This is a genomic window from Flavobacterium sp. T12S277 (assembly GCF_048514875.1).
Classification (GTDB): domain Bacteria; phylum Bacteroidota; class Bacteroidia; order Flavobacteriales; family Flavobacteriaceae; genus Flavobacterium.
Genome location: NZ_JBLYEG010000002.1, coordinates 125,850 through 149,779 on the forward strand (window position 1 = coordinate 125,850; position 23,930 = coordinate 149,779).

21 protein-coding genes are annotated in these 23,930 nt (G+C 35.6%); 9 read left to right on the plus strand and 12 right to left on the minus strand.

What is annotated here, in order from left to right; all coding sequences use genetic code 11:
* Positions 1-200: 200 nt before the first annotated feature.
* The 4 genes from ACN1CN_RS04780 to ACN1CN_RS04795 all read right to left on the minus strand — a co-directional run bounded on the left by ACN1CN_RS04780 (position 201) and on the right by ACN1CN_RS04795 (position 3,237).
* Positions 201-608, minus strand: a complete 408-nt coding sequence (locus ACN1CN_RS04780) for a hypothetical protein (protein WP_264525630.1) — start codon at positions 606-608, stop codon at positions 201-203.
* A gap of 162 nt (positions 609-770) precedes the next feature.
* On the minus strand, positions 771-1,790 hold the full coding sequence (locus tag ACN1CN_RS04785) for a phenylalanine--tRNA ligase subunit alpha (protein ID WP_173965092.1): 1,020 nt from the start codon (positions 1,788-1,790) through the stop codon (positions 771-773).
* 109 nt (positions 1,791-1,899) lie between these two features.
* Positions 1,900-2,256, minus strand: coding sequence for a hypothetical protein (locus ACN1CN_RS04790; protein WP_264525631.1), 357 nt, complete (start codon positions 2,254-2,256; stop codon positions 1,900-1,902).
* A gap of 183 nt (positions 2,257-2,439) precedes the next feature.
* Positions 2,440-3,237, minus strand: coding sequence for a hypothetical protein (locus ACN1CN_RS04795; RefSeq protein ID WP_419134837.1), 798 nt, complete (start codon positions 3,235-3,237; stop codon positions 2,440-2,442).
* A 56-nt stretch (positions 3,238-3,293) separates the two neighbouring features.
* On the opposite strand from ACN1CN_RS04795, the gene ACN1CN_RS04800 reads away from it, so the two are divergent.
* The 7 genes from ACN1CN_RS04800 (at position 3,294) to ACN1CN_RS04830 (ending at position 11,882) form a co-directional block, all read left to right on the plus strand.
* Positions 3,294-3,833 carry a CvpA family protein gene (locus ACN1CN_RS04800; protein WP_419134838.1) on the plus strand — a complete coding sequence of 180 codons (540 nt, stop codon included), beginning with the start codon at positions 3,294-3,296 and terminating at the stop codon, positions 3,831-3,833.
* Between the two features lie 135 nt (positions 3,834-3,968).
* Positions 3,969-5,069, plus strand: coding sequence for a helix-turn-helix domain-containing protein (locus ACN1CN_RS04805; protein ID WP_419134839.1), 1,101 nt, complete (start codon positions 3,969-3,971; stop codon positions 5,067-5,069).
* Between the two features lie 372 nt (positions 5,070-5,441).
* Positions 5,442-6,434, plus strand: a complete 993-nt coding sequence (locus ACN1CN_RS04810) for an alpha/beta hydrolase (protein ID WP_419134840.1) — start codon at positions 5,442-5,444, stop codon at positions 6,432-6,434.
* A 7-nt stretch (positions 6,435-6,441) separates the two neighbouring features.
* Positions 6,442-7,113 (plus strand): hypothetical protein, encoded by a 672-nt coding sequence (locus ACN1CN_RS04815; RefSeq protein WP_419134841.1) that lies wholly within the window; start codon positions 6,442-6,444, stop codon positions 7,111-7,113.
* 260 nt (positions 7,114-7,373) lie between these two features.
* Complete coding sequence (lepA, locus tag ACN1CN_RS04820) at positions 7,374-9,170, plus strand: translation elongation factor 4 (protein ID WP_173965098.1); 1,797 nt, start codon at positions 7,374-7,376, stop codon at positions 9,168-9,170.
* Positions 9,171-9,275: 105 nt separating this feature from the next.
* On the plus strand, positions 9,276-10,706 hold the full coding sequence (locus tag ACN1CN_RS04825; protein WP_419134842.1) for a hypothetical protein: 1,431 nt from the start codon (positions 9,276-9,278) through the stop codon (positions 10,704-10,706).
* Positions 10,707-10,925: 219 nt separating this feature from the next.
* Positions 10,926-11,882, plus strand: coding sequence for a helix-turn-helix transcriptional regulator (locus ACN1CN_RS04830; RefSeq protein WP_264525637.1), 957 nt, complete (start codon positions 10,926-10,928; stop codon positions 11,880-11,882).
* 46 nt (positions 11,883-11,928) lie between these two features.
* Here the strand turns inward: ACN1CN_RS04830 and ACN1CN_RS04835 are convergent, their stop codons facing one another.
* Together ACN1CN_RS04835 and ACN1CN_RS04840 are read right to left on the minus strand one after the other, a co-directional pair.
* Positions 11,929-12,429 (minus strand): DinB family protein, encoded by a 501-nt coding sequence (locus ACN1CN_RS04835; protein ID WP_419134843.1) that lies wholly within the window; start codon positions 12,427-12,429, stop codon positions 11,929-11,931.
* Positions 12,430-12,487: 58 nt separating this feature from the next.
* The gene (locus ACN1CN_RS04840; protein WP_264525639.1) at positions 12,488-12,970 is read right to left on the minus strand and encodes a DinB family protein; all 483 of its coding nucleotides are present in this window, start codon (positions 12,968-12,970) and stop codon (positions 12,488-12,490) included.
* Positions 12,971-13,183: 213 nt separating this feature from the next.
* Between ACN1CN_RS04840 and thiL the strand changes: the two genes are divergently transcribed.
* Positions 13,184-14,230, plus strand: coding sequence for a thiamine-phosphate kinase (thiL, locus tag ACN1CN_RS04845; protein WP_419134844.1), 1,047 nt, complete (start codon positions 13,184-13,186; stop codon positions 14,228-14,230).
* Between the two features lie 156 nt (positions 14,231-14,386).
* On the opposite strand, the gene ACN1CN_RS04850 is transcribed toward thiL, so the two are convergent.
* The 5 genes from ACN1CN_RS04850 to ACN1CN_RS04870 all read right to left on the minus strand — a co-directional run bounded on the left by ACN1CN_RS04850 (position 14,387) and on the right by ACN1CN_RS04870 (position 20,250).
* Positions 14,387-15,085: a response regulator gene (locus ACN1CN_RS04850; RefSeq protein WP_419134845.1), complete on the minus strand. Its 699-nt coding sequence runs from the start codon at positions 15,083-15,085 to the stop codon at positions 14,387-14,389.
* On the minus strand, positions 15,082-17,133 hold the full coding sequence (locus tag ACN1CN_RS04855) for a tetratricopeptide repeat-containing sensor histidine kinase (RefSeq protein ID WP_419134846.1): 2,052 nt from the start codon (positions 17,131-17,133) through the stop codon (positions 15,082-15,084). Before ACN1CN_RS04855 ends, ACN1CN_RS04850 begins: the two co-directional genes overlap by 4 nt.
* 97 nt (positions 17,134-17,230) lie before the next feature.
* A complete protein-coding gene (locus tag ACN1CN_RS04860) occupies positions 17,231-17,455 on the minus strand; it encodes a hypothetical protein (RefSeq protein WP_264525643.1) in 225 nt (74 codons plus the stop codon).
* Positions 17,456-17,629: 174 nt separating this feature from the next.
* Positions 17,630-18,439 carry a LytR/AlgR family response regulator transcription factor gene (locus ACN1CN_RS04865; protein WP_419134847.1) on the minus strand — a complete coding sequence of 270 codons (810 nt, stop codon included), beginning with the start codon at positions 18,437-18,439 and terminating at the stop codon, positions 17,630-17,632.
* Between the two features lie 269 nt (positions 18,440-18,708).
* Positions 18,709-20,250 carry a glycine--tRNA ligase gene (locus ACN1CN_RS04870; protein ID WP_264525645.1) on the minus strand — a complete coding sequence of 514 codons (1,542 nt, stop codon included), beginning with the start codon at positions 20,248-20,250 and terminating at the stop codon, positions 18,709-18,711.
* A gap of 98 nt (positions 20,251-20,348) precedes the next feature.
* Between ACN1CN_RS04870 and ACN1CN_RS04875 the strand changes: the two genes are divergently transcribed.
* Positions 20,349-21,032, plus strand: a complete 684-nt coding sequence (locus ACN1CN_RS04875; RefSeq protein WP_419134848.1) for a ComF family protein — start codon at positions 20,349-20,351, stop codon at positions 21,030-21,032.
* A gap of 107 nt (positions 21,033-21,139) precedes the next feature.
* Here the strand turns inward: ACN1CN_RS04875 and ACN1CN_RS04880 are convergent, their stop codons facing one another.
* Positions 21,140-23,839: a reprolysin-like metallopeptidase gene (locus ACN1CN_RS04880; RefSeq protein ID WP_419134849.1), complete on the minus strand. Its 2,700-nt coding sequence runs from the start codon at positions 23,837-23,839 to the stop codon at positions 21,140-21,142.
* Positions 23,840-23,930 lie beyond the last annotated feature (91 nt).

Genomic DNA, 23,930 nt, shown 5'->3' on the forward strand with positions numbered 1-23,930 from the left:
TTTTCTTAGAAGATAGAAGCAAGAGTAAAGAAGCAAGACTACAGAACATAGATTGTAAACTTGGTTTGCCACATAAAAAAAGAGTCAGGACAGAATTAAAATTCATCTTGACTCTTTTTCTTTAATATATAGAAATCTAAACTCTTGCTTCTTTACTCTTGCTTCTATAGATCTCCGCTCTACAATCTTGCTTCTATAATCTATTTCACCATAATCCCCTCAACAAACAAAATAGGCACTTCCTCGGTATCATTTTCGTTGATTAGATTTGATTTAAAAGTAAATTTCTTGTCGTACAAAGTATTTCCAATAAAGAACGTTACCATAAACTCGTTGTTTAATACCAGTAAACTCTTTTCGACCATTTCGATTTTGACAACTGAAACTGCGGGAACCTCAACAAAGGCATGACGCAGAACAGACGTTTTTTTCATCTCTCCATCGATTGTTCCAAATGCTTTTGAAACGACCATAACGCTGTCGAGATTAAAATCACTGTCGTTTACCAGGTAGGCGTACCAAACCTTTTCCATAAAATCGTCGCTCCATTCCTGAACGGCGGCTACGAATACATTTTCTACTTCCGGTATTGTTATGTCTTTTTTCATCTATTAAATTTTAAAAACCTTTGTCAAAGCCAGAAGCTTCAACAAAGGTTTGTTTATTGTAAAGGTAATTTATAACGTAAAGTCATAGCCCTGATGGAAGCGGCATCCTTTTATTTTTTTCTTTAAAAAACAAAAGATACAGCGGACAGCAGGAAATAGCTCCTAAATATTTGCTTTAAACTGCTCTAAGAAACGAACATCATTCTCGTAAAACATACGAATATCGCCAATTTGATACAGCAACATCGCAATACGCTCTACACCCATTCCGAAAGCAAAACCATTGAATTCGTCCGGATTGATGTCACAGTTTTTAAGAACATTTGGATCCACCATTCCACAACCACCAATTTCCAGCCAGCCAGTTCCTTTAGTGATACGGTAATCGGTTTCGGTTTTTAGCCCCCAATAAATATCAATTTCGGCACTTGGTTCTGTAAACGGAAAGTAGGACGGACGTAAACGAATCTTTGATTTTCCGAACATTTCTTTCGTAAAATAAAGCAAAGTCTGTTTCAAATCAGCAAATGAGACATCTTTGTCAATGTACAAACCTTCTACCTGATGGAAAATACAGTGTGAACGTGACGAAATAGCTTCGTTACGAAATACACGTCCCGGAGAAATGGTACGAATTGGCGGTTTATGATTTTCCATATAACGCACCTGAACAGATGATGTATGCGTACGCAATAACACATCAGGATTTGTCTGAATGAAAAAAGTATCCTGCATATCACGCGCCGGATGGTATTCCGGTAAATTCAAAGCGGTAAAGTTATGCCAGTCGTCTTCGATTTCCGGACCTTCGGAAACATTGAATCCAATGTTGGCAAAAATATCAATAATCTGATTTTTAACGATTGAAATCGGGTGACGTGAACCAATAATTACTGGCTCTGCCGCACGTGTTAAATCACCAAAAACTCCTTTTACTTCTTGTTTGCTTTCCAGCTCTTCCTGAATAACTCTTACTTTTTCTTCGGCAACCGATTTTAAAGTATTTATTACCTGTCCGAAATCTTTTTTCTGGTCATTTGGAATATTTTTGAACTCTGTAAAAAGCTCTTTCAACAAACCTTTACTACCTAAATACTTAATACGGAATTGCTCTAAAGATTCTTTATTTTTATCATTAAAGGCCTTGGCTTCCTCTATATGTTCTTTTATCTTGTCTATCATCAGTCTTGCTTTGAAGGTGCAAATTTACGTAATTTTAGTTGAAAGTTAGCAGTCACAATTGCAGTTTTCGGTGAACTATATTTACAAAAATGGGGGCCGCAACTAAAAACTAGTCAATAAGTTCTCTTTCTAAAAAATAATTCACAATGGCTTCTTTCATCAAAACCGATTGTTCTCCTGCTTTTAACGACGGTAATTCTTCTTTTACTTTATAATGCGGCCAGCCATCGGCATCAAAAAAGTCAAATTCGTAAAACCCGTATGGCTCTAACAATCGACAAATAGCGATGTGCATCAGGTTTAATTTTTCATCTTTTTTAAATTCGCGGTGTACTTTTCCGAGTTCCTGAACTCCGATTAAATAAATTATAGCATCCAAATCAAGATCTTCTCCTTGCGAGAATTGATTAGACAGTATATCGACGAGCTTTTCCCATCGCTCTTTTAGTTGTGTATCTCTAGACATTGTATGATTTTTGATGGTTGATTTTAGGTCTTAGATTGCTGAAAAATTCAATTCTGAAGGGGACAGAACTACAATCTTAACTCTAAATTTTGATTTGCAAAGATACGGACTTGAAGTCCAATCCTGGTAAAAATAAATAATTATAACAACCACACAGTACTGAACGTTTAAATCATTCAGCTATTATTGATATTCGATAACCGTTTTTGAAATCACTTTATTACTACTTTTAGAAACCTTTTTTATTTCTATTGGAAAATTATCATTGTTGTACACAATTTCATAATTAGTATAGCCTGGAGTTTCACTTGTAACCGGATAAAAATATTCCGACGACACTAAATTATTAACCGATTTTCCATTAAAGCCTTCAAGTACAAAAGCAAGTCGATAATATTTATTCATAAATTTCATCGGATGGTTTTTATCATCATAAAAATAATTACTTTTTGAATTCGTCTCAGAACCGAACATAGATTCTTTACTTTTTTCCTGACTCACATTTTTAGCCTGATTAAAAGTATAAGACACTTCACTAAAAACGATGTATTTCCCTCCCTTAAAGTAGCCTGATTTTTGTGATGCAAGTATTCCGCCTGTATAAAAATATTCCGTTTTCTCATCCTGATTTTCACCCGACAAAGTATAACTTAACAAGTCTCCATTATAATAAAATGTAGTAAAATCAGTGGCTACATTATCCCTAAAATAATTCACCTTACTTATTTTATCGCCATTATATTCAAACTCAGATTTATTTTTATTATTGGACGTAACCGTTTTCAAAACATTCTTTTCATAGGCAAAATCCAAAACGTTTACGTCTGATTGCCCGGAATAATAAATAGTTTCCGTTAATTTTTTAATTAGAACTGATTTTTCAACAGGAATAGTATCTTTGCCGCCGTCCTCATTCGAACAGGAAACAAACAAAATAACACACAAAATACAAAGGCTTTTTATTAATACGCTTTTTCTCATTTTTAATCTATTTTTGCCAAAAATAGAAATATATAATCCATTTCAAAGTTAAGACCATGAGTTTTTTTGATATAATTGTTGCCGCCCTTTTAGCATTTAGTCTATACAAAGGCATTAAAAACGGACTTTTTGTAGAAGTTGCTTCTTTCATTTCTTTATTGTTGGGAATTTATATTGCCCTTAAATTCTCTTCTTTTATGAAAGAGCTTATCATGAAACACGTTTCATGGAATCCGAATACGATACAAATTACCGCTTTCATTCTGACTTTCATATTAGTGGTTATAGGTGTTTACTTCTTAGCCAAAATTCTTACCGGAATTGCCGACTTTGCTTTTCTGGGATGGGCAAATAAACTGGGCGGAGGCTTTTTCAGAATTTTAAAAACCATTCTGATCCTGAGTATTTTTATCGCTCTTTTTGAGAAAATCAATTTCAACAATACTTTTGCCAAAAAAGAAACATTAGACCATTCGATTTTTTACAATCCGGTTAAAAAAGTGGCAGCTTTCGTTTACCCTTCTGTTGAAAAGTGGTACGAAGAATTTAAAGACATTCATGCCGAAACGTCTAAAGAAACACATAAGGAAGAGTAATATTCCTGCCATTATATCTTACTAATTCAAAAAATAGCAATCTTTACAAAACACCACAACCTCAGATAATTGAACAAAATAAATTATCTTGCCTGATATTTCCAACAACCGATTTAATTTATAATCAAAACCCGTATGTTGTATTTAACCGGCATTATAATCACCTTTTTTCTGGTTGTTGTACTGGCAAGCAAAAAGAACAAAACCGAGGCCGACAAGATTCTGGCACTCTGGCTGTTTTTTACCGGCTTTCATTTATTCCTGTTCTATCTTCATTACAAGAATGATTATAGCGACTTCCCCTTTTTTCTGGGAGTAGAACTTCCGATGCCTTTAGTTCAGGGGCCCTTTTTATTTTTATACACTTCGGCGTTAACCAACCAAAATCGGTATAAAAAATTTAATCTTTTACACTTTATTCCTTTTGTAACTGCCTTTCTGGTATTGACTCCGTTTTATAATTTCCCTTTCGACGAAAAAGTGACTGTTTTCAAAAATGAAGGAAAAGGCTACGAGGTCCTGAATACTGTTTTGTATGCCGCAATATTACTTTCGGGAATTGTTTATGCTTTACTTTCCTTGCAGAAACTCGTAAAACACCGCAAGAACATCAACAATCAATTTTCGTTCACCGAAAAAATTAACCTGACCTGGCTGCGCTATTTAATTATCGGATCGAGCATCATTTGGCTCGTAGTCATTTTCTCTAACGATCAGTATATTTTTTCAGTTGTCGTTTTTTATTTGATTTTTATTGGGTATTTCGGTGTCAAACAAGTTGGGATTTTTACGAATCAACCCTTTTCCGAAAACAATCAAACTCTTATTTCAGTAGCAGAAAAAGCTGCTGTTGCCCATCCATCTGAAAAAATTAAATACGAAAAATCAACCCTCACCGCCACAGAACTTCAAACGATTCATCAAAAGCTGACTCAGCTTATGAACGACGAAAAGCTCTATAAAAATGCCGATTTAACTTTAACCGAACTGGCCCAGAAGATAAACGTTCATCCCAATACCCTTTCACAGGTCATCAATTCGGTCGAACAGAAAAATTTTTACGATTACATCAACTCCCAACGTGTTGAGGAGTTTAAAAAAACAATCCGTTTACCCGAAAATCAAAAATTCACTTTCCTATCTGTCGCATTGGAATGTGGCTTTAATTCGAAAACGGCTTTCAACCGAAACTTCAAAAAAGAAACCGGACTTTCTCCTTCTGAATATTTAAAATAATTTTCGTTTTAAACCCGACAGGTTTTTGAAACCTGTCGGGTTTGAATTTATAATTCAAAAATCAATTCTCCTAAACACATAAAAACATAGTTTTTGTAAACTCAGAAAAGGCATTTTATTTGTTTCAAACAAACATAGCTATGTGCGAAAACTTGTTTTTTGATCTCCTTTATTTTAAGATAAAAATCTATGTCCTTATGTGTTAAAAAATGAGCTCATTCCTTTAATACCTGAAATAACTTCAATTTTAAACCCGACAGGTTTTAAAAACCTGTCGGGTTTTTGAATTATAAACTGGAACCACCTTACAAGTTGGGGCGACCAGCATAGTACCACCGCGCATCTTTGCAGAAATTTAAACCAATTTATGCAATGAAAACCAAAGTACTTTACTCAGCCGTAATCGCTGTTTCAATTTTCTTTTTTATTGGATGCGAAAATGAAAATGACATTCAGGGACCTGGAAATTTAGTTCCGAAAACCGTCGATCAGGATGCCTCTATCCCTTCTATTTTTATAAACGGAACGCAGCTGCACGCTGAGGCTTTCGGAAATCCCAACAACCCCATGCTGGTTTTCCTGCATGGCGGGCCCGGCTCAGATTACAGAAATGGTCTGAATGTAAAACAACTCGCTGACGAAGGCTATTATGTGATTTTCTACGATCAAAGAGGATCCGGATTATCTAAAAGACACGACAAAAACACTTATTCTATTCCCCTTGTACTCGATGATCTTACCGAAGTCATAAAATATTACCGAAAAACCAGTACTCAAAAAATATTTCTCTTTGGACATTCCTGGGGCGCCATGCTCGCTGCGGCCTATGTTAACCAATACCCTGCAACTATCAGTGGTGTTATTCTGGCCGAACCGGGAGGTTTAAATAAAAATCTATTAGACGATTATGGCGAAATGAGCCGGAAAATAAAATTATTCTCCGAAGCCACCAGTAATTTACTGTATGTCGATCAGTTCTTGACGGGAAAAGAAAACCAGCATGAGATTCTCGATTACAAATTTGGCATTTCTACCAGTTTCTCCTATGCAAAAGGCAACAAAGAAGGTATTCCCGGGCCATCACCTTTTTGGAGAATCGGAACAACCGTTTTAGAAAGTTTTACCGATATCGCCGAAAATGATGGTTTCGACTTTACAACAAATCTAAGTCAGTATAAAACCAAGGTTCTCTTTTTGTACAGTGAGTTCAATCAATCGTACGGTTTGTCTTTTGCTCAAAAAGAAGCCGCTTTTTTCCCGAATGCCGCCATAGCCGAAGTAAAAGGAACAGGACACGAGATGATTTACTTCAAATGGGAAAATGTACATCCGCTAGTGTTGAACTATTTAAACACTCTAAAATAACCAGACGATGAAAACAATACTAGTACTAATTACCTTTATCTTATCTCTTTTCCTAACCAAAACCTATTCTCAAACTATAAACTGGGAAAATCTTAAAGAGCATCAAAAACACATTCTAAACGTAAATGCGGGCTGGGAACATAGTTTTGTTTACGGACTTGCTTACGGTTACCATCTCAAAACCAAACTGCCAATTGTAGTCGAAGCTTCTTTTTCATTGCCATCAGGCGAAACAATACCAGATGATTTTAAAAGCAAAATTGGTGGACAACTGAATCTTTACCAACTGAATCATTTCCGCTTTAATGCTGCTATTCACGGAATTTATCGTCGATACGAAAATCCGCTAGTCACCTTACAAAATTTTGGCGCCGATGCAACTGCGATTATCGGCTATTACAAACCAAAATGGTTTGTGGCCGGAGAATTTAGTTTTGACAAAGCGATTGTGACTCATTTTAAAAATTCGGCTGTCTATAAAGAAGTCTATCCCGACGTAAAAAACGGCTGGTACGAACCGTCAACCGGAGGCAATTTCAACTATGGCATACAAGCCGGATATTCCTTTCGGCGAACGGATCTCACTTTACGACTGGGAAAAATAATTACCCAGGATTTTAAAACAGAACCTCTAATTCCAATATACTTTCAACTGGGGTATAATTTAAAATTAGAATGATTTAGTTAATTGCAACAAACCCGACAGCTTTTAAAAACCTGTCGGGTTTTATTCCTCCTCTTTTTAGAGAAAATCACAGCGTATTTTAACGTTTTAAAAGCCATTTTAAAATTCAGAATTCAACTATCGAAGATCAACATTCCAGAATCCAAAACTTTGCGCTATCTTTGCGGCTTAATAACATGCTCTAAGGCAATTGCTACAGTGCAAATTTATACCCGGAAATTACTTAAACTCGTTTAGAGAATTGACATATTAAAATGAAGAAGATACGTAACTTTTGCATTATTGCACACATTGACCACGGTAAAAGTACACTGGCAGACCGCTTATTGGGCGCTACACAAACCGTTACAGCTCGTGAAGAAAAAGCACAATTGCTTGACAACATGGACCTGGAGCGTGAGCGTGGAATCACCATTAAGAGTCACGCCATTCAGATGGAATACACTTACAAAGGCGAGGAATATATTTTAAATTTAATTGACACTCCCGGTCACGTTGACTTTTCATACGAAGTTTCACGATCTATTGCGGCCTGCGAAGGTGCTCTTTTGATTGTTGATGCCGCTCAAAGCATTCAGGCACAAACCATTTCTAACTTGTATCTGGCTTTAGAGAATGATCTTGAGATTATTCCGGTTTTGAATAAAGTAGATTTACCAAGTGCTAATCCTGAAGAAGTAAGCGATGATATTATCGATTTATTAGGATGTAAATTAGAAGATATTATTCATGCTTCGGGAAAAACTGGTTTTGGTGTTGAAAATATCTTAGCAGCTATTATTGAAAAAATTCCAGCTCCAAAAGGAAATGTTGATGAACCATTACAGGCATTGATCTTTGATTCACATTACAACCCGTTTCGTGGAATCGAAGTTATCTTCAGAGTGATGAATGGTGAAATAAAAAAAGGGCAGAAAATTAAATTCATGGCTACCGGCAATGAATATTTTGCTGATGAAGTGGGAACTTTAAAACTAAATCAGGTTCCAAAAAATGTAATTTCTACCGGTGATGTTGGTTATTTAATTTCAGGAATTAAAGAAGCCAAAGAGGTAAAAGTGGGAGATACTCTTACGGATGCCAAAACACCAACAACCAATATGATTACAGGTTTCGAGGATGTAAAACCAATGGTTTTCGCCGGAATCTACCCTGTTGATACAGAAGATTATGAAGATCTGCGTTCTTCTATGGAGAAATTGCAATTAAACGATGCTTCGCTAGTCTTTACTCCGGAAAGTTCTGCCGCTTTAGGATTTGGTTTCCGTTGCGGATTCTTAGGAATGCTTCACATGGAAATTATCCAGGAACGTTTAGAGCGTGAGTTCGACATGACGGTTATTACTACCGTACCTAACGTTTCGTATTTGGCTTACACCAAAAAAGATCCCGAAACTGCATTTGTTGTAAACAATCCTTCAGACTTACCTGAACCTTCTCGTTTAGACCGTGTTGAAGAACCTTTTATCAAAGCAACCATCATTACAAAAGCCGATTTCGTTGGAAACGTAATGAGTTTGTGTATCGAAAAACGTGGTCAAATTACCAATCAAACCTATTTGACAACAGAACGTGTTGAGCTGAATTTTGACATGCCATTGGCCGAAATTGTATTTGATTTTTACGATCGTTTAAAAACAGTTTCTAAAGGTTATGCTTCTTTTGATTACTCTCCTATTGGAATGAGGACTTCAAAACTGGTAAAACTGGATGTTCTTTTAAACGCACAAACAGTTGATGCGCTTTCTGCTTTGATTCACGAAGACAATGCTTACAACATCGGTAAAAAAATGACCGAGAAATTACGTGAGCTGATTCCAAGACAGCAATTCGACATTCCGATTCAGGCAGCGATTGGTGCGAAAATTATCGCTCGTGAAACGATTAAAGCACTTCGTAAAGACGTTACCGCAAAATGTTACGGTGGAGATATCTCTCGTAAACGTAAACTTCTTGAAAAACAGAAAAAAGGTAAAAAACGCATGCGTCAGGTAGGAAACGTTGAGATTCCGCAAGAGGCGTTTATGGCTGTTTTGAAATTGAACGACTAGTTTTTTTTTAGAATATAGAAGAAAAAACAAAGAATATAGAGAAAACCTGATGATGAAAATTGTCAGGTTTTTTTGTTTAGATTTGATACAAAAAGGAAGTAAAAAATGAGAATAGAAAAAAATAAAATCATACCATATAAAAATCTAACATGTAACGATTGGAATGAATATTCTCACTATAAAGACTTAGAAAATACAATTTTCATTATCAACTTTCCAATTATCAGAAATTCAAATCCAATAATTGGTCGATACGAAGATTTTAATTTTAAAAATTGTGTTTTTGAGTATGAAATTAAAATCATAAATATTAATGATCCTAGTTTAACAATTTCCTTTTTAAATTGTAAGTTCAAAAAACCAGTAAACATTGACAACAACAATATAAAAGAAATCAATTTAATCTGGCATTATTCAGACTCTGAGAAAGATTGGCATCTAAATTCTTTCTTCGAAAGTGAAATGAGTATTTCCAGCAACAAATTTGAATTATTTTGTAAAATTAAAGGGCTGAATCAAACGCAAAGTGGTTCTTTTTCTTTTGTCGGAAATATTTTCAATTCCCAGCCAAGAGAAATTAATCCAAAAAGAGAAACTCAATATGAAGTTTGCAACATCGAAAATTGTAATTTATTTAACGGAAGTTTCAACAACAATACATTTTACATGCCCTTTAGTTTTAAACACAATATATTAAAATACAATTCTGAATACTCAGGTCATAGTTTTATAAATAATCTTTTTCAAAAAAGTTATTTTTCATATACTGACTTTGGAAACAAAGCTAAATTCAACAGATGTGATTTTTTAGGAACAACTTTATTTGATCATGTTAAAAGCTCAAACCAGGAATTTGATAGCTGTAAATTCAATGGATATACTCATTTCAACAATGCAAAAATTTCAAATCTATCAATTTTATATTCTAGTTTTAATAGGCCAACTTCTTTCAACGAAGCAGAATTTGACATTCTAAAATTGTTTGAAGCAAAATTTATTAACGGCGTTTATTTTGATGAAATGAAAATAAATAAAGTTTTGGACAGATCATACTTAAAAGACAAATCTAAGATTTCGGACTGGAAAAAAACTTTGCGAACTATAAAGCAAGAGTCGCAAAAACTAGAAAATAAAATTGATTTCAATAATTATAGAAATTATGAGCTTGCAGCCCATTACGAAGAATTAAATATAGGCACAAATTTCAAAGACACATCGATTCTTTGGGCAACAAAATGGTCCTCTAATTTTGGAAACTGGTTTTGGGCGTTAGGATTTACAGTAGTTTCTGGATTATTTTGGTTTTCAATTTTATATCGAATTGAAAATTCAGGAACGTTTAACTTTGAAAAAATAAACGAGTATTTTGTTGGAGCCTTTAGATTTTTTCTTGTTACAGACTTTTTCAATCCATTAGAAAATGACAGAACATATTTAGATAATGGCTGGAGTTGGTTAATTTTTATCTTTGGAAAAATCTTCATTGCATTTGGAATTTACGAAATGATACAATCCTTCAGAAAATTTAAAGCTTAAAATCATCTTAATCTACTCTTGTTTCAGTACAATATCATTAAGAGACCGGACAAAGTAGGGATGAAAAATCAGGCCATTTTTTTAATCAACTATAAAAAAAGCTGCCCGACCCATGTTCTAAACAAAGGTAATCTGTCTCAATTTGGAACAGCTTTTTTATTTCTTTAAACATCAAACCTTTGTAACTTTGAACCTCTGAACCTTTGAACCTAGAAAAAAATGGACGAAACCCCAAAACGATTTGACCGAATTGTTGCCATCCTGATTCAATTACAATCCAAAAAAATTGTAAAAGCACAGGAGTTGGCCGATCGCTTTGAAGTGAGTTTGCGAACGATTTATAGAGACATTCGAACGCTGGAAGCCTCAGGAGTCCCTATTTACAGTGAGGCCGGAGTGGGTTACGCCCTGATGGACGGTTACAGATTGCCCCCGGTTATGTTTACACGTGAAGAAGTAAGCAGCTTTATTGCCGCCGAAAAACTAATGCAAAAATTTACCGATCCGTCTCTTGGAGCACATTATGCATCGGCTATGTATAAACTGAAATCTGTTTTAAGAAGTACCGATAAAGACTGGCTCTCCAATATCGAATCACGAGTTGTGATGAATACCGCTGAACCTTTGTTTAATGATAATTCGCCGAATACTTTAGCGCTTCTTTTTGAAGGTATTGCCGAGAAAAAACAACTTTTGCTTTCGTACAAAACCTACGAAACAGATACTGCTACACAAAGAAACATAGAACCGGTAGGCGTTTTTCACGACAACAACAATTGGTATTTTTTAGGATACTGCCATTTACGACAGGATTATCGTCAGTTTAGAACAGACAGAATTCAGGGTATTCGCAAAACAGACTCTGATTTTACAATCGAACACAATGCTTTAGAAACCTATATCAATAAAACAGAAACCTGCCCAACAACAAAAGTTCGCATCTTAATTGATAAAAAAATTGCCCGTTATCTGTCTACTGAAAAAAAATACCACGGTTTTATCTCTGAAAAAGAAGTAGACGGAAAAATAGAAATGACTTTTATGTCACGTGATATCGAAAACTCATTTCCACGCTGGTTTCTCATGTATGGAGACTATGCTACTATTCTGGAACCGGAAAGGCTCAAAACCACAACACTGCAATTACTGGAAATCAACCGAAAAAGACTTTTATAAAAAAAAACACCTAAAGATGAGCTTCATCCTTAGGTGTTTTTCAAATCTATTGTTTCTCTTTTACCACATTGTAAAAATTGTAATCGGTATTGGAAGCATCGGTAATACCTATATTTCTTCCCATCGTTACAATTTGACCTCTGTGATACGTTCCGTGATTCACCACCTGCAACAAGTAATCGCTGACAGGCAAATCACACTGAAACCATGGATTTTCAATTTTGATTGTTTTCAACAACTGTTCGTCTGATAATGATGTGATGAATGCCGCTAATTTTGCAGAGGTGTTCAATAAACCCTCAAATACTTCATCCTTATTTAAATCAGTACCTTCCCTTCTTTCGGGCTGAGGTATTTCAGCTATTACCGAAAACCAATATTCTTCGGTTTCCCAAATATGGTTTAATGTTTTAACAATACTTGTATAGCTTGAAAGAACTTCTTTATGCAGCAATTCGTCTGTTTTTGTTGAAAGCCAGTTCACAAATTGCTGATTGACCCATAAATTATAAGCTGCATAATTGGTCATAATTTTTTTAAAACTCATACCGTTTGATTTAAATTTGAATAAAGATAGAATAAAATTTATTTAACACTTCTGATCACTACTGTCTCTCCCAGAAAAAAGGAGGTTCGATATTTAAAGCTCTTAAATATACGTAAGCTTGTCCACGGTGATGTACTTCATTGTCAACAAAATACAAAACATTTTGGATTATAGGAAATTCATATTGACCAAACAGATTGAATGTTTCACTAAAATCTTCAATCGACAATTGTTTCCAATATTCGTTAATTTCAGCTGTGGCCTCGTCCCATTTTTCAAGATACTGCGCTTTAAAGATCAATTTTTCAGATGCTTCTGTATAAGGTTTGATCTCTTTATTTACAATTCCTTTTAATGCAGGAGCTGCAATAGCTAAAAGTTCGTCTGTCAACTGCGCGAAAGTTCGCATTCCTCCAATCGAAAATTCAAAAAAATCTTTCTCCGGAAATGCTTCAATCACACGACGTGTAAGTGCGCGATGTCCTTGCCAGTGGATCAATAAATCTTCAGGAGTAATTACTTGGGCTGCTAATGTTTTCATAGTTTTAAAGTTTTAATTATTTCTTACTTCAAAAGTATTGAGGGCCGGTGACAACAGTTTGTCAGCAGGAAATAAAAAAATAAAAAATTTTTCATTTTCTCTTGTATAGATGCGATTCTCTGCAGATAAAGAGGGCGTTCCCAGAGAACATCTCCCTAAATTCGATAAAACCTTTGTACCTTTGCGCCTTAGAAACTTTGGAACTTAAAAGAAATGATCGAAGATAAAAATCCGCAGCGTACCAGTATAGCACAATTAGGTGAGTTTGGTCTAATTGAACATTTAACCAAAAATTTTGATGTTACTCAGGAATCTACCCTGAAAAGTATAGGCGATGATGCCGCTGTTCTTGATTTTAAGGACAAAAAAGTAGTGGTCTCTACCGATTTATTAATTGAGGGAGTACATTTTGACCTGGCGTATATGCCTTTAAAACATTTGGGATACAAATCGGTTGTGGTTAACCTGTCCGACATTTGTGCGATGAATGCAAAACCAACGCAAATAACGGTTTCTGTGGCAGTTTCTAACCGTTTCCCACTAGAAGCCTTAGAAGAATTATTTGATGGCATTACACATGCTGCAAAAGAGTATAAAGTTGATGTTATTGGTGGCGATACTACCTCATCGCAAAAAGGACTAATTATTAGCATCACCGCAATTGGTGAAGCCAATGAGGAAGAACTTGTTTACCGAAATGGCGCCAAAGGAACCGATTTACTTGTCGTTACCGGAGATATAGGAGCCGCTTATATGGGATTGCAGGTATTGGAGCGTGAAAAACAAGTTTTTCAGGTCAATCCAAACAGCCAGCCAGATCTGGACATGTACAGCTATTTGATCGAGCGCCAGTTAAAACCTGAAGCCCGAAAGGACGTTCGCACCTTATTACATGCACTTGAAATTAAACCTACAGCAATGATTGATATTTCAGACGGATTATCTTCTGAAATTATGCACATCTGCAAACAATCGAAAGTGGGTTGTAATTTGTATGAAGACAAACTTCCGCTGGATCCTCAGTTCATCTCGACTTGTGAAGAATTTAATATCGACAGTACAACAGTTGCGATCAATGGCGGTGAAGATTATGAATTATTATTTACCATCGACATCAATGATTTTGACAAAATAAAAGGAAATCCGAACTTCTCTATCATTGGACACATGGCCGATGAAAGCGAAGGAGTGAATCTGGTAACGCGTGCCAACACAAAAATTGCTTTAAAAGCTCGTGGTTGGGATGCCTTGACCGAATAGTTTTTTTAGTCGCAGTTTTCAGTTACAGTGTTTAATAAAACCACTAACTGAAAACTGTGACTGCGACTGAAAACTGAGACCGAGACTAAAATAAAAAAATCCAAATTCCGGAAACATAACCGGAATTTGGATTTTTTTTATTTGAAATTTCCTTGCCTATAAAAGCCCTTTGCATTTTGCCTCTTTGACTAAGTCGTCATCAGAACCGCTTTTCACTTTAAGCAGCTCCTTAAGTCCTGTTTTACGCTTTTCGATGGCATTGACAGAAATTGGAATGTATTGCGGCATATCTTCCAGCAAAGTCCCTTTTGACAAATGAAATAAAATCTGCTTGTCAAACTCATCAATTTCAATTGAATTATGAGTCGACTGATTGAGCATCTTTTGAACGGACTGGCTGTAGTATTTATCACTTTTCATGACTTTATCAAACGCGAAAAGCAATTCATCAAAAGTGAGGTCATTTTTAATGATTAAGCCATTGGGGCTAATCGTTCGGATGATTGTTTTAATTTTTAATAATTCGGTATACATGGTAAGCAGAATTATTTTGCATTTTGGCATTTTCTTCAGGAGTAACTTCGCCAGATCTTCACCCGAAAAAATATCTTTCTCTTCATACGGGGGCATGCTGATGTCTAAAAAAGCAACGTCAAATTCCGGAGTCTGAACATCTTCGATTAAATCATATCCCGATTTACAATCGTGGGCCTGCAAAATAAGAAACTCATATTGTTTAGGATTGTAGCGTGTAATCGCATTTTTATATCCTTCAATAATAAAGGGATGATCGTCAACAATTAAAATATTTTTCCTAATTAACTGAGGAACCGGGGCGTTGGGGTCAATTGTCATGTATGCTGTAGGTTTATTTTTTGATCTATAGGAATTTTAACCACTAAAAGAGTTCCTTCTCCTTTGACTGATTTTAAAGAAACGACACCTTTACATTCTGCAGCTCTGTATTGAATATTATGCAATCCTATTCCGTTCTTCGTTGTCTTGGTATTAAAACCAACTCCATCATCAGCAATTGACAGCACCAGATGGTCGACCTCGCTTTTAAACTCAACCACAATGGTAGTTGCCTCCGCATACTTATTGCAATTCTGAAGTGCTTCCTGAACAATTCTGTATAAATTAATTTTTACGGTATTACTCACCAGTTCCCATTTAATATTGGAATCAAAAGAGCTAACTAATTTTGTACCATAGGTGTTTCTCTGATCCTCAAACAATTTGTTTAAAATCGCGATAAAATTATTAATTAATTCTGATTTCTCTCTGTTTAAATCATGCGAAATCTCACGTATATCTTCTTCAATTTTTTTCAGTTCCTCGAGGTACTTTTTCCTCTTGGGAGCTGCTTCCAGTTCGTCTACTTTATCTAAACTGTCAAGGCTGATTCTAACACCAAACATTCTTCCCAAAACACCATCGTGTAAATCCTGTGCTACTTTTTTCTTTTCTTTAATTCGGGTCTGTTCAATATCATTTTGCTGCAGAATCATCAAATTATAGATGTCTTCGTTGGCCACTTGCTGCTGTTGTTTAAAAAGTAATTCCCGGTGTCTGGCCTGCTGTGTTTTGTAAACGTAGAAAAACAAACCAATCAGGGTACAAATACTGAAAACATAGATTAAGGTTTTATTCTTTTCCTGTAAGCTTGAATTTTGATCTTTTATTTCGTTGGTTTCATATTGAATTCTGGAGAATTTCTCTCCAATAATCCGCTCCTCTCTTACCACTTTTTCATTAATCTCTATATATTCCTTTGAATATTTTGGAGCATTTTCAGGATCGACAATAGCAATCTGTTTAAGAGCATCTAAGGTATTTCCTAATTTATTTGAAACCCGGGATAAATTTAAAGCCTGTTTTGAAAATTGAAAAGCTCTTAAGGTATCTTTCTTAAACCAATAATATTCAGACAAATGTATTTTATTCAATATAATTCCGGACGTGAGCTTTAAACTATCTCTAATTTTCAATGCCTCATAAAATTGATCCGGAAGTCCGTCAAACTCTTTTGATTTAAACTTAGCATAAGCCAGATTGTCTAAAAGCATTGCATACAAGGTTGGCCCCTCTACAAATAAATTTCCCTGCATCAAACCTTTCCTAAAATAAATTTTTGCCTTTTCGTAATCCTCCATACTTAGATAAACAAAGCCTATGTTGTTTAAGGAAGTCGCTTTTAACTGTAAATCTAATGGGATTGTTTTATCTTCTAAAATAGTCAGTGCCTTATTATGAAACACCAATGCTTTATCATATTCTGTTCGTTCGTTATACAATATACCTAATAAATTATAACAATCATAAAGCTGATTATTAACGTCTTTCTTCTTTTTTAAAATTTGAAGTGCTTTAAAAACCATTATTTCACTTTCGAAATAATCGGCTTCACTAAACTGCAAATCTGCCTTGAGTAAAAATGTCTTGGCAAGATTAAGGTCGTCATTAATCTTTAAGTATATTTTTCCTGCTGCAAAATAATTTAAAAAGGCGCTATCTGAAATCGTTTGTGAGCGATAATAATCGCCCAGGTACGTATAGACCTTGGCAATACTGAATGAATCTTTGCTGCTTATGGCACGTTCCAGAATTAACTTTGATGTTTTTTTATAGGCTTTCCAATCGCTCATGTTATAATAACGATTCGCCACCTTAAACAAATTCACTCTATTAAGCGAGTCATTCTTTTGCGCTATAATGATATCAAAAGCTTTCTGATTGTAGTTTTGCTTATAAGCCAAAGGCAAATTAGCATCATTAGCCAATGAAAAATAGATAGAGAGGCTATCTATTGAAGAATTTTCATTTTTATCTTTCTCTGTTTTACTGGTACAACCCAACAAGATAAGAGATAAAAATAATAATATCGCGTGTGTGTGTTTCAATTGTACCTCTGATTTTTACCAAAAATACTAAAACTATAGACATAAAAAAAGGCTGTCAGAAACAGACAGCCTTTTACGATATGATTTTTTGTTTTTCTTAATCTAGTTTTATAGTAGATCTTGTTGCCTGGCTGGCAGAAGCAAAACTTTTCAATTGAATTTTCTCGCTATGAAAATCTACTTTTCTAGTAGGTCTTGTCAGTTGTCCACCGCCACCGTCAAGAGCCACTTTGTTTTTGTTGTTCGACACTGTCGCTGGGTTTGCAAATGAAGCTACCAATACTAAAGAAAATATTCCGAATACTAAAGCTGTTTTTTTCATGATTTGAGGGTATTAAATGTTTGATTTTTTGTTTTGGGGAATCATCGCATTGTGCGAATCATGGCGTAAAACTAAGCCCACATTTAAAAAAAATGAATAGGAAAAAACAGGTTTATGGTAGAACGTAGCCAATTGATAGTCAATGGCAGGCAAATCAGTGTAATCGCCTAATTTTTAGACTTCTAAATAATTTCCTACAGCAAAATCGGCAATAATTAAATCAACATTTGATTTATAGGTTTTTGAAAAAGGAATTTTTTTTGAAGAATTTCGAATATAACAGATAGAGTTTCCGTTGTGAATTCTTGCAATATAATTTTGATTGATAATGTAGCTGTTGTGAATTCGAACAAAAGGATGTGACAAAATACTTTCGAAATGTTTTAACGTTTTAAAAGCCGTTATCATTTCACCTGAACTCAAATAAATATCTGTAGAGTTGTTATCCGCCTGAAAGTAACTGATATCATTGGCATTGATGTACCGATAGTCGCCATACGATTTCACGCATAAAATAAGCGGTTGCTCGGCATCTTTAACAGGTTTTGCAAACAACTCACTCAACGGGGTACTCTCTTCCTCCATGGGCTCAGCCTCATTTCCAGGAAGTGTTTTTTCGAGTTTCAAAATGGTTTTCAATACATCTGACCGTAGGACGGGCTTTAATATATAACCAAAAACACCATACTGAATGGCCTCAAAAGCCAAATCTTTCTTTGTAGTTGTAACGACTATCTTCGGAATAAGAACTAAAAAACGATGCAGTTCATTTATAAAAGCCAGTGATAAATTACTGGATAAATCTTTGGGATCAATTTCTAAAAAAACAAGGCAGGGACGGTGTTCTAAAACCAAATTCAAACCCAATTGGTAATTCGCAGCCGATCCCGCAAAAGTCAGTTCTGAAAAACCTTCCGCAATTGTTCTGGTTTTCAAAATACTTTCCACATCATCGTCAATGATAATATACGAATACTTTTTCAATCTTACGTTCTGTTGATTTTTCATGAACCCCCTACAACTACCCCTTTAGTTTCACCAATCCTTTTAAAAAGATTTTGTCTCGCAATTTATTCGCAACTAAAAATACGAATTTCAGCTATTCTACTATTTCATTGTTAATATGTTACAAACAAATGTTAACACAAAAGGATGAAACGCAAAAATTATCGCCAAAATACACCATTTAACATTAAAAAAACCCAAACTCCGTGAAGGAATTTGGGTCTTTATATATGAGTATGAATAAAAAATTACATTTTCATCAACCAGTTTTTCATCGAAACTTCGTTTTCAATTATAGCTTTCAATTCAGAAATCTTTACACGATCTTGTTTCATTGTATCTCTATGACGAATAGTTACCGTTTCGTCTTCGATGGTTTGATGGTCTACTGTAATACAAAACGGTGTTCCAAGTGCATCCTGTCTTCTGTAACGACGACCTACTGCATCTTTTTCATCGTAAGCTACATTGAAATCCCATTTCAAATCTTCAATGATTTTTTTGGCGATATCCGGTAAACCGTCCTTTTTAACCAAAGGCAATACTGCTGCTTTTGTTGGTGCCAAAACAGCCGGTAATTTCAACACTGTTCTTGTTGTTTGGTCTTCGAGAACTTCTTCTTGTAATGAAGTTGCGAAAACAGCCAAAAACATACGATCTAAACCAACAGACGTTTCTACTACATAAGGTACATAGTTTTCGTTTAGTTCAGGATCAAAATATTGCAGTTTTCTTCCTGAATATTCTTCGTGTGCTTTCAGGTCAAAATCTGTACGAGAGTGAATACCTTCTAATTCTTTGAATCCGAATGGGAAGTTAAATTCGATATCTGCAGCTGCATTGGCATAGTGTGCTAACTTTTCATGATCGTGGAAACGGTAATTATCTTTTCCTAATCCTAAAGATAAATGCCAGTTCAAACGTGTTTGTTTCCAGTGCTCGTACCATTTCATTTCTTCACCCGGACGCACAAAAAACTGCATTTCCATTTGTTCAAATTCACGCATACGGAAAATAAACTGTCTTGCAACAATTTCATTTCTGAACGCTTTACCCGTTTGAGCAATTCCAAAAGGAACTTTCATACGACCTGATTTTTGCACATTCAGGAAATTCACAAAAATACCCTGAGCCGTTTCCGGACGAAGGTATAAATCCATTGCAGAATCGGCAGAAGCTCCTAATTTCGTTCCAAACATTAAGTTGAACTGACGAACTTCTGTCCAGTTTTTAGAACCTGTTTCCGGATCAGCAATTTCCAATTCTTCGATTAATGCTTTTACATCTTCTAAATCTCCATTGCCTAAAGAACGGCCTAAACGCTCTCTGATTTCTTTTTCTTTCGCCAAATATTCAATTACGCGGGCATTTGTCGTAACAAATTCCTGCTCATTAAAAGCATCTCCAAAACGAGCACTCGCTTTTTCAATTTCTTTTTTAGCTTTCAGATTAAGTTTTTCTGCATAATCTTCTACCAAAACATCGGCTCTGTATCTTTTCTTTGAATCTTTATTATCAATTAATGGGTCATTAAACGCATCAACGTGGCCTGAAGCTTTCCAGGTTGTCGGATGCATTAATATTGCAGCATCTAAACCGACAATATTTTCATTCATCTGAACCATTGATTTCCACCAATATTCACGGATATTCTTTTTTAACTCGACACCATTTTGTGCATAATCATACACTGCACTCAATCCATCGTATACTTCGCTTGACGGAAAAATAAATCCGTACTCTTTTGCGTGCGAAACCACATTCTTAAATATATCTTCTTGTTTTGCCATAGTGATGCAAAAATATAAAAAGTACGTTTAAAAAAAAGAAAAATAATAAAGTTTGAAGCAATCATTTGGTTATTTTTGTAACTAAATTCTTTCTATTTGTGTTTAATTATCTAATCAACCTTTTTTTTCCTAAGGTTTGCCTGGGATGTCATGCTCTTTTACTCGATGGCGAAACTATTTTGTGTACCCGTTGTCGTCATGAATTGCCTCTTACTCAACATCATTTAAATCCAAAAAATGAAGCTGTAAAAAAATTTTACGGTAAGATAGATGTCCGTCATGCATCGGCATTTTTGTATTTCAACAAAAAAGGCATTGTTCAGGAACTTATCCATAATCTTAAATACAAAGGTCATGAAGAAATCGGAATCGTATTAGGCAATTGGTACGCCGAAGTTCTAAAAGATTTAAATTTAGAAACTCCTTTTGATGTGATCGTTCCTGTGCCGCTGCACCCTAAAAAACTGAAGGAACGGGGGTATAATCAGGTTACCGCTTTTGGAAAAACTCTGTCTAAAAATTTAGCGGTTGCCTTTGACTCTACTACACTGTATCGGAAAAAATACTCAAAAACCCAATCCAAAAAAAATCTGTTAGGCCGATCTGAGAATATTGAAAGCATCTTTGATGTCCAATTTTCAGAAATAAATCACGACAAACATTTTTTAATTGTTGATGATGTACTCACTACCGGAGCCACACTTGAAGCCTGTTCAAGAGCTTTGCAAAAAATCCCGGGAGCAAAAATCAGTATCGTCTGCATGGCAATGGCGAACTCTTAGTATAAAAATCCCAATAAAAAAAATCCAAATTCCAATAACGATCAACAAACAGTTATTGGAATTTGGAACTTGGATTTTGGAATTTGAATTTTGGAATTTATTCTATTCTAGTTCACGATTATTTTCTTAACCGTTCTGCGATCTCCATCAATCACAGTTACCAGATACATCCCGGAAGTAACTCCGGCTAACTGAATGTTATGGTTAAAGTAAGAGGTTTTGTCGTAAGAATTAAAATACACTTGTTTGCCTAGTATATCGTGTACATAAACCTGAACTCTATTAATGGTGTCAGTTGAAAACTGAATCGTAAAACTTCCCTTATTTGGATTTGGGTATAACGTAAATGGAATATTTTCAAGATCAATTTCTCCTAAAACAAAAGTTTGGTTGCAAATATTTAAAGAGGCTGAATTAATCGTTCCAAAATTACCTGAAACGTCATCTCGAACTCTAAAGCTCCAGGTTCCTTGCGGATCCTGACCATTAAAAGCCCTCAATGCATCTACCGGAATAACGATCTGACTTGTTACTTTAGAACAATCCAAAGGAACTCCTTCATCATCAAACTGAAGAATCAAAGTAGAGTTTATCCCTCCACAGCTTTTATTAGTATACAAATTCACAACAGTACCCTGCGGATTTACCATTTGTATTTCGAGATCAGAAAGTTTAGCGTGTGTTACATTTACCATAACATTGACATCAGAAACTTTCCCGGTTGAAGCCGGTACATTTACCGTTCTGGTTGTAAAACTAGCCCCGGAAGGAATTGCAAAAGCATTCCCGAAACTATAAGAATCACAAGTGGTGGTTGAGGTATAACCGACTGCAAATGATTTACTGTTTAAGGCATAATAAATATTTGCGGTTGGCTCAACCTTAATCCTGCAAGTGGTTGAAGCCGTTACACTGTTAGGAACCTGAACCAGCTGCGAACCGTCATTTGGTGTATTTGCGGCTAAAATTATTGGAAATGTCAAACCTCCATCTACAGACAATTTGATATTTACTGACGAAGATCCTGCCAGCGTGTTGGTATTATTCACATCCCAGGTTACAGTTTGACTAGACCCTATTGGCCAGCTTATATCTTCTCTATTTTGAGAAGTAACTGTAAAAGGTCCTGCATTAGTAACTACGGTTGCAATCATAGTATCGGTATTCGTCTGCGCTGCTCCTAATGCTCCATTGTCTCTTGCCGTTAGCGTAAAATGCAACGTTCTTGCAACAGCAGAAACAGATTCCCAAGTCGTGGTTAACTTATTCAAAAGCACCGTATTTAAATCCGGCATATAACGAACAAGGGAACTTCCCGGACTTATAGATCTAAATAAAGGCCCGTTGGGCTTAGTTGGATAAGCAATACTATTACTGTTTGCCGTTGATGATGATGTTGCACTATCAAATTGCTCCCAGTTATAAGTAATTGTACCCACTGAACTATTGCCTGTACCCACTAAAATAAAAGGGGTGCTCATTGGAATTGTATAATCTGGACCTGCATCAACCGTTGGAGGATTATTGGTAATTGCCGTATCGACAGGACAACTTTTTCCGGCAAGCGTATTCTGAATTTGTAAAATACTTGCATACGCAAAATAAGCATCTGAATGACTCTGAATGTCATAGCCTTTCGATACTCCGGCATATCCCATAATGGTTGAACCGCTTCCGGGCTCAACATTTAAACCTGTTCTTTCTGACGCATCATAAGAAAAAGTATGGTTGGCGCCTAATTGATGCCCAATTTCGTGTGCTACAAAATCAATATCAAAGGTATCGCCTTCCGGCTTTTGATCGGACGGTGATGTATAGGCACTTCCTTTCCCCATCGCGTCTGATGGTGTCGGGCTATCGCAAACACAGCCAATACAGCCGGCATTACCTCCTCCTCCATCATGTCCAAACAAATGTCCGATATCATAATTCGCTTCTCCTATTACCGAAGTCAATGTACTCTGAACTTCTTTACTCCAATAATCGTTACCATCTGAAGGATCTCTGGAAGTTCCTCTGGACGGATCAGAATAAGGATCAGTTAATGCATTGGTATAAATTACAGCATCATTGTTTGCAATTAAAACGACTCTTACGGCAAGATCTTTATTAAAAACACCGTTTACTCTTGACAAAGTAGCGTTCATTCCGGCTACTGCTCCTGCTTTTGTGCCTCCAAAATAAGCAGTGTATTCTCCGGTACAGGACAACGCCAATCGAAAGGTCTTGAAAACTTTATTGTTTGCTGCCGACTTTGCAGTATTCGATGAGTTGTTTTTTTGCGACACCGCATCTAATGTTTTACAGTCTAAGTGCGTTTTATCAGCCGCATCAGTACTGGTAAACAAAACATAAGAAGTTTTATCTTCCTTATTTTGTTCTATATACTCCGCTGGTTTATCGGTACGAAGTACCATAGTCTGAACTCCAATTGGTGCCACACTAAAATAAATTTTAGCCGTTTTATCGTCTAAACCGCGTCCTTCATAAGCTCTGATTTCAGGATATTTTGCCTGTAATTCAGGTTCAAAATTAGAGTATTCCCAAACTGTAAAACGTTCTAAAACGCCCTTGGCATTAGGAATCGTAATTTCTGCCGAAGTACTATTTGCCGATTTACTGGTCGTTGCAACAAGTCTTGCTTTCAAAAAATCTGAATTCAGCTTATAATACAACCGTCCTGAGTCAGACGAGATTCCTCTCTTACTCGGAGTAACCGGGCTCACTTTCTGCCACAAGGCATCGCTCTGGGCATACATATTTGCACAGCAGAAAATAAAAAATAAAAAAAGTAAATTTTTTCTCATATTTTAAAAATAACAGTACATCAAAATTACGTTAATAAAATCGGAATTTTAAACTTATCACAGACAATTAATACTTTTTGGTTTACAAGTT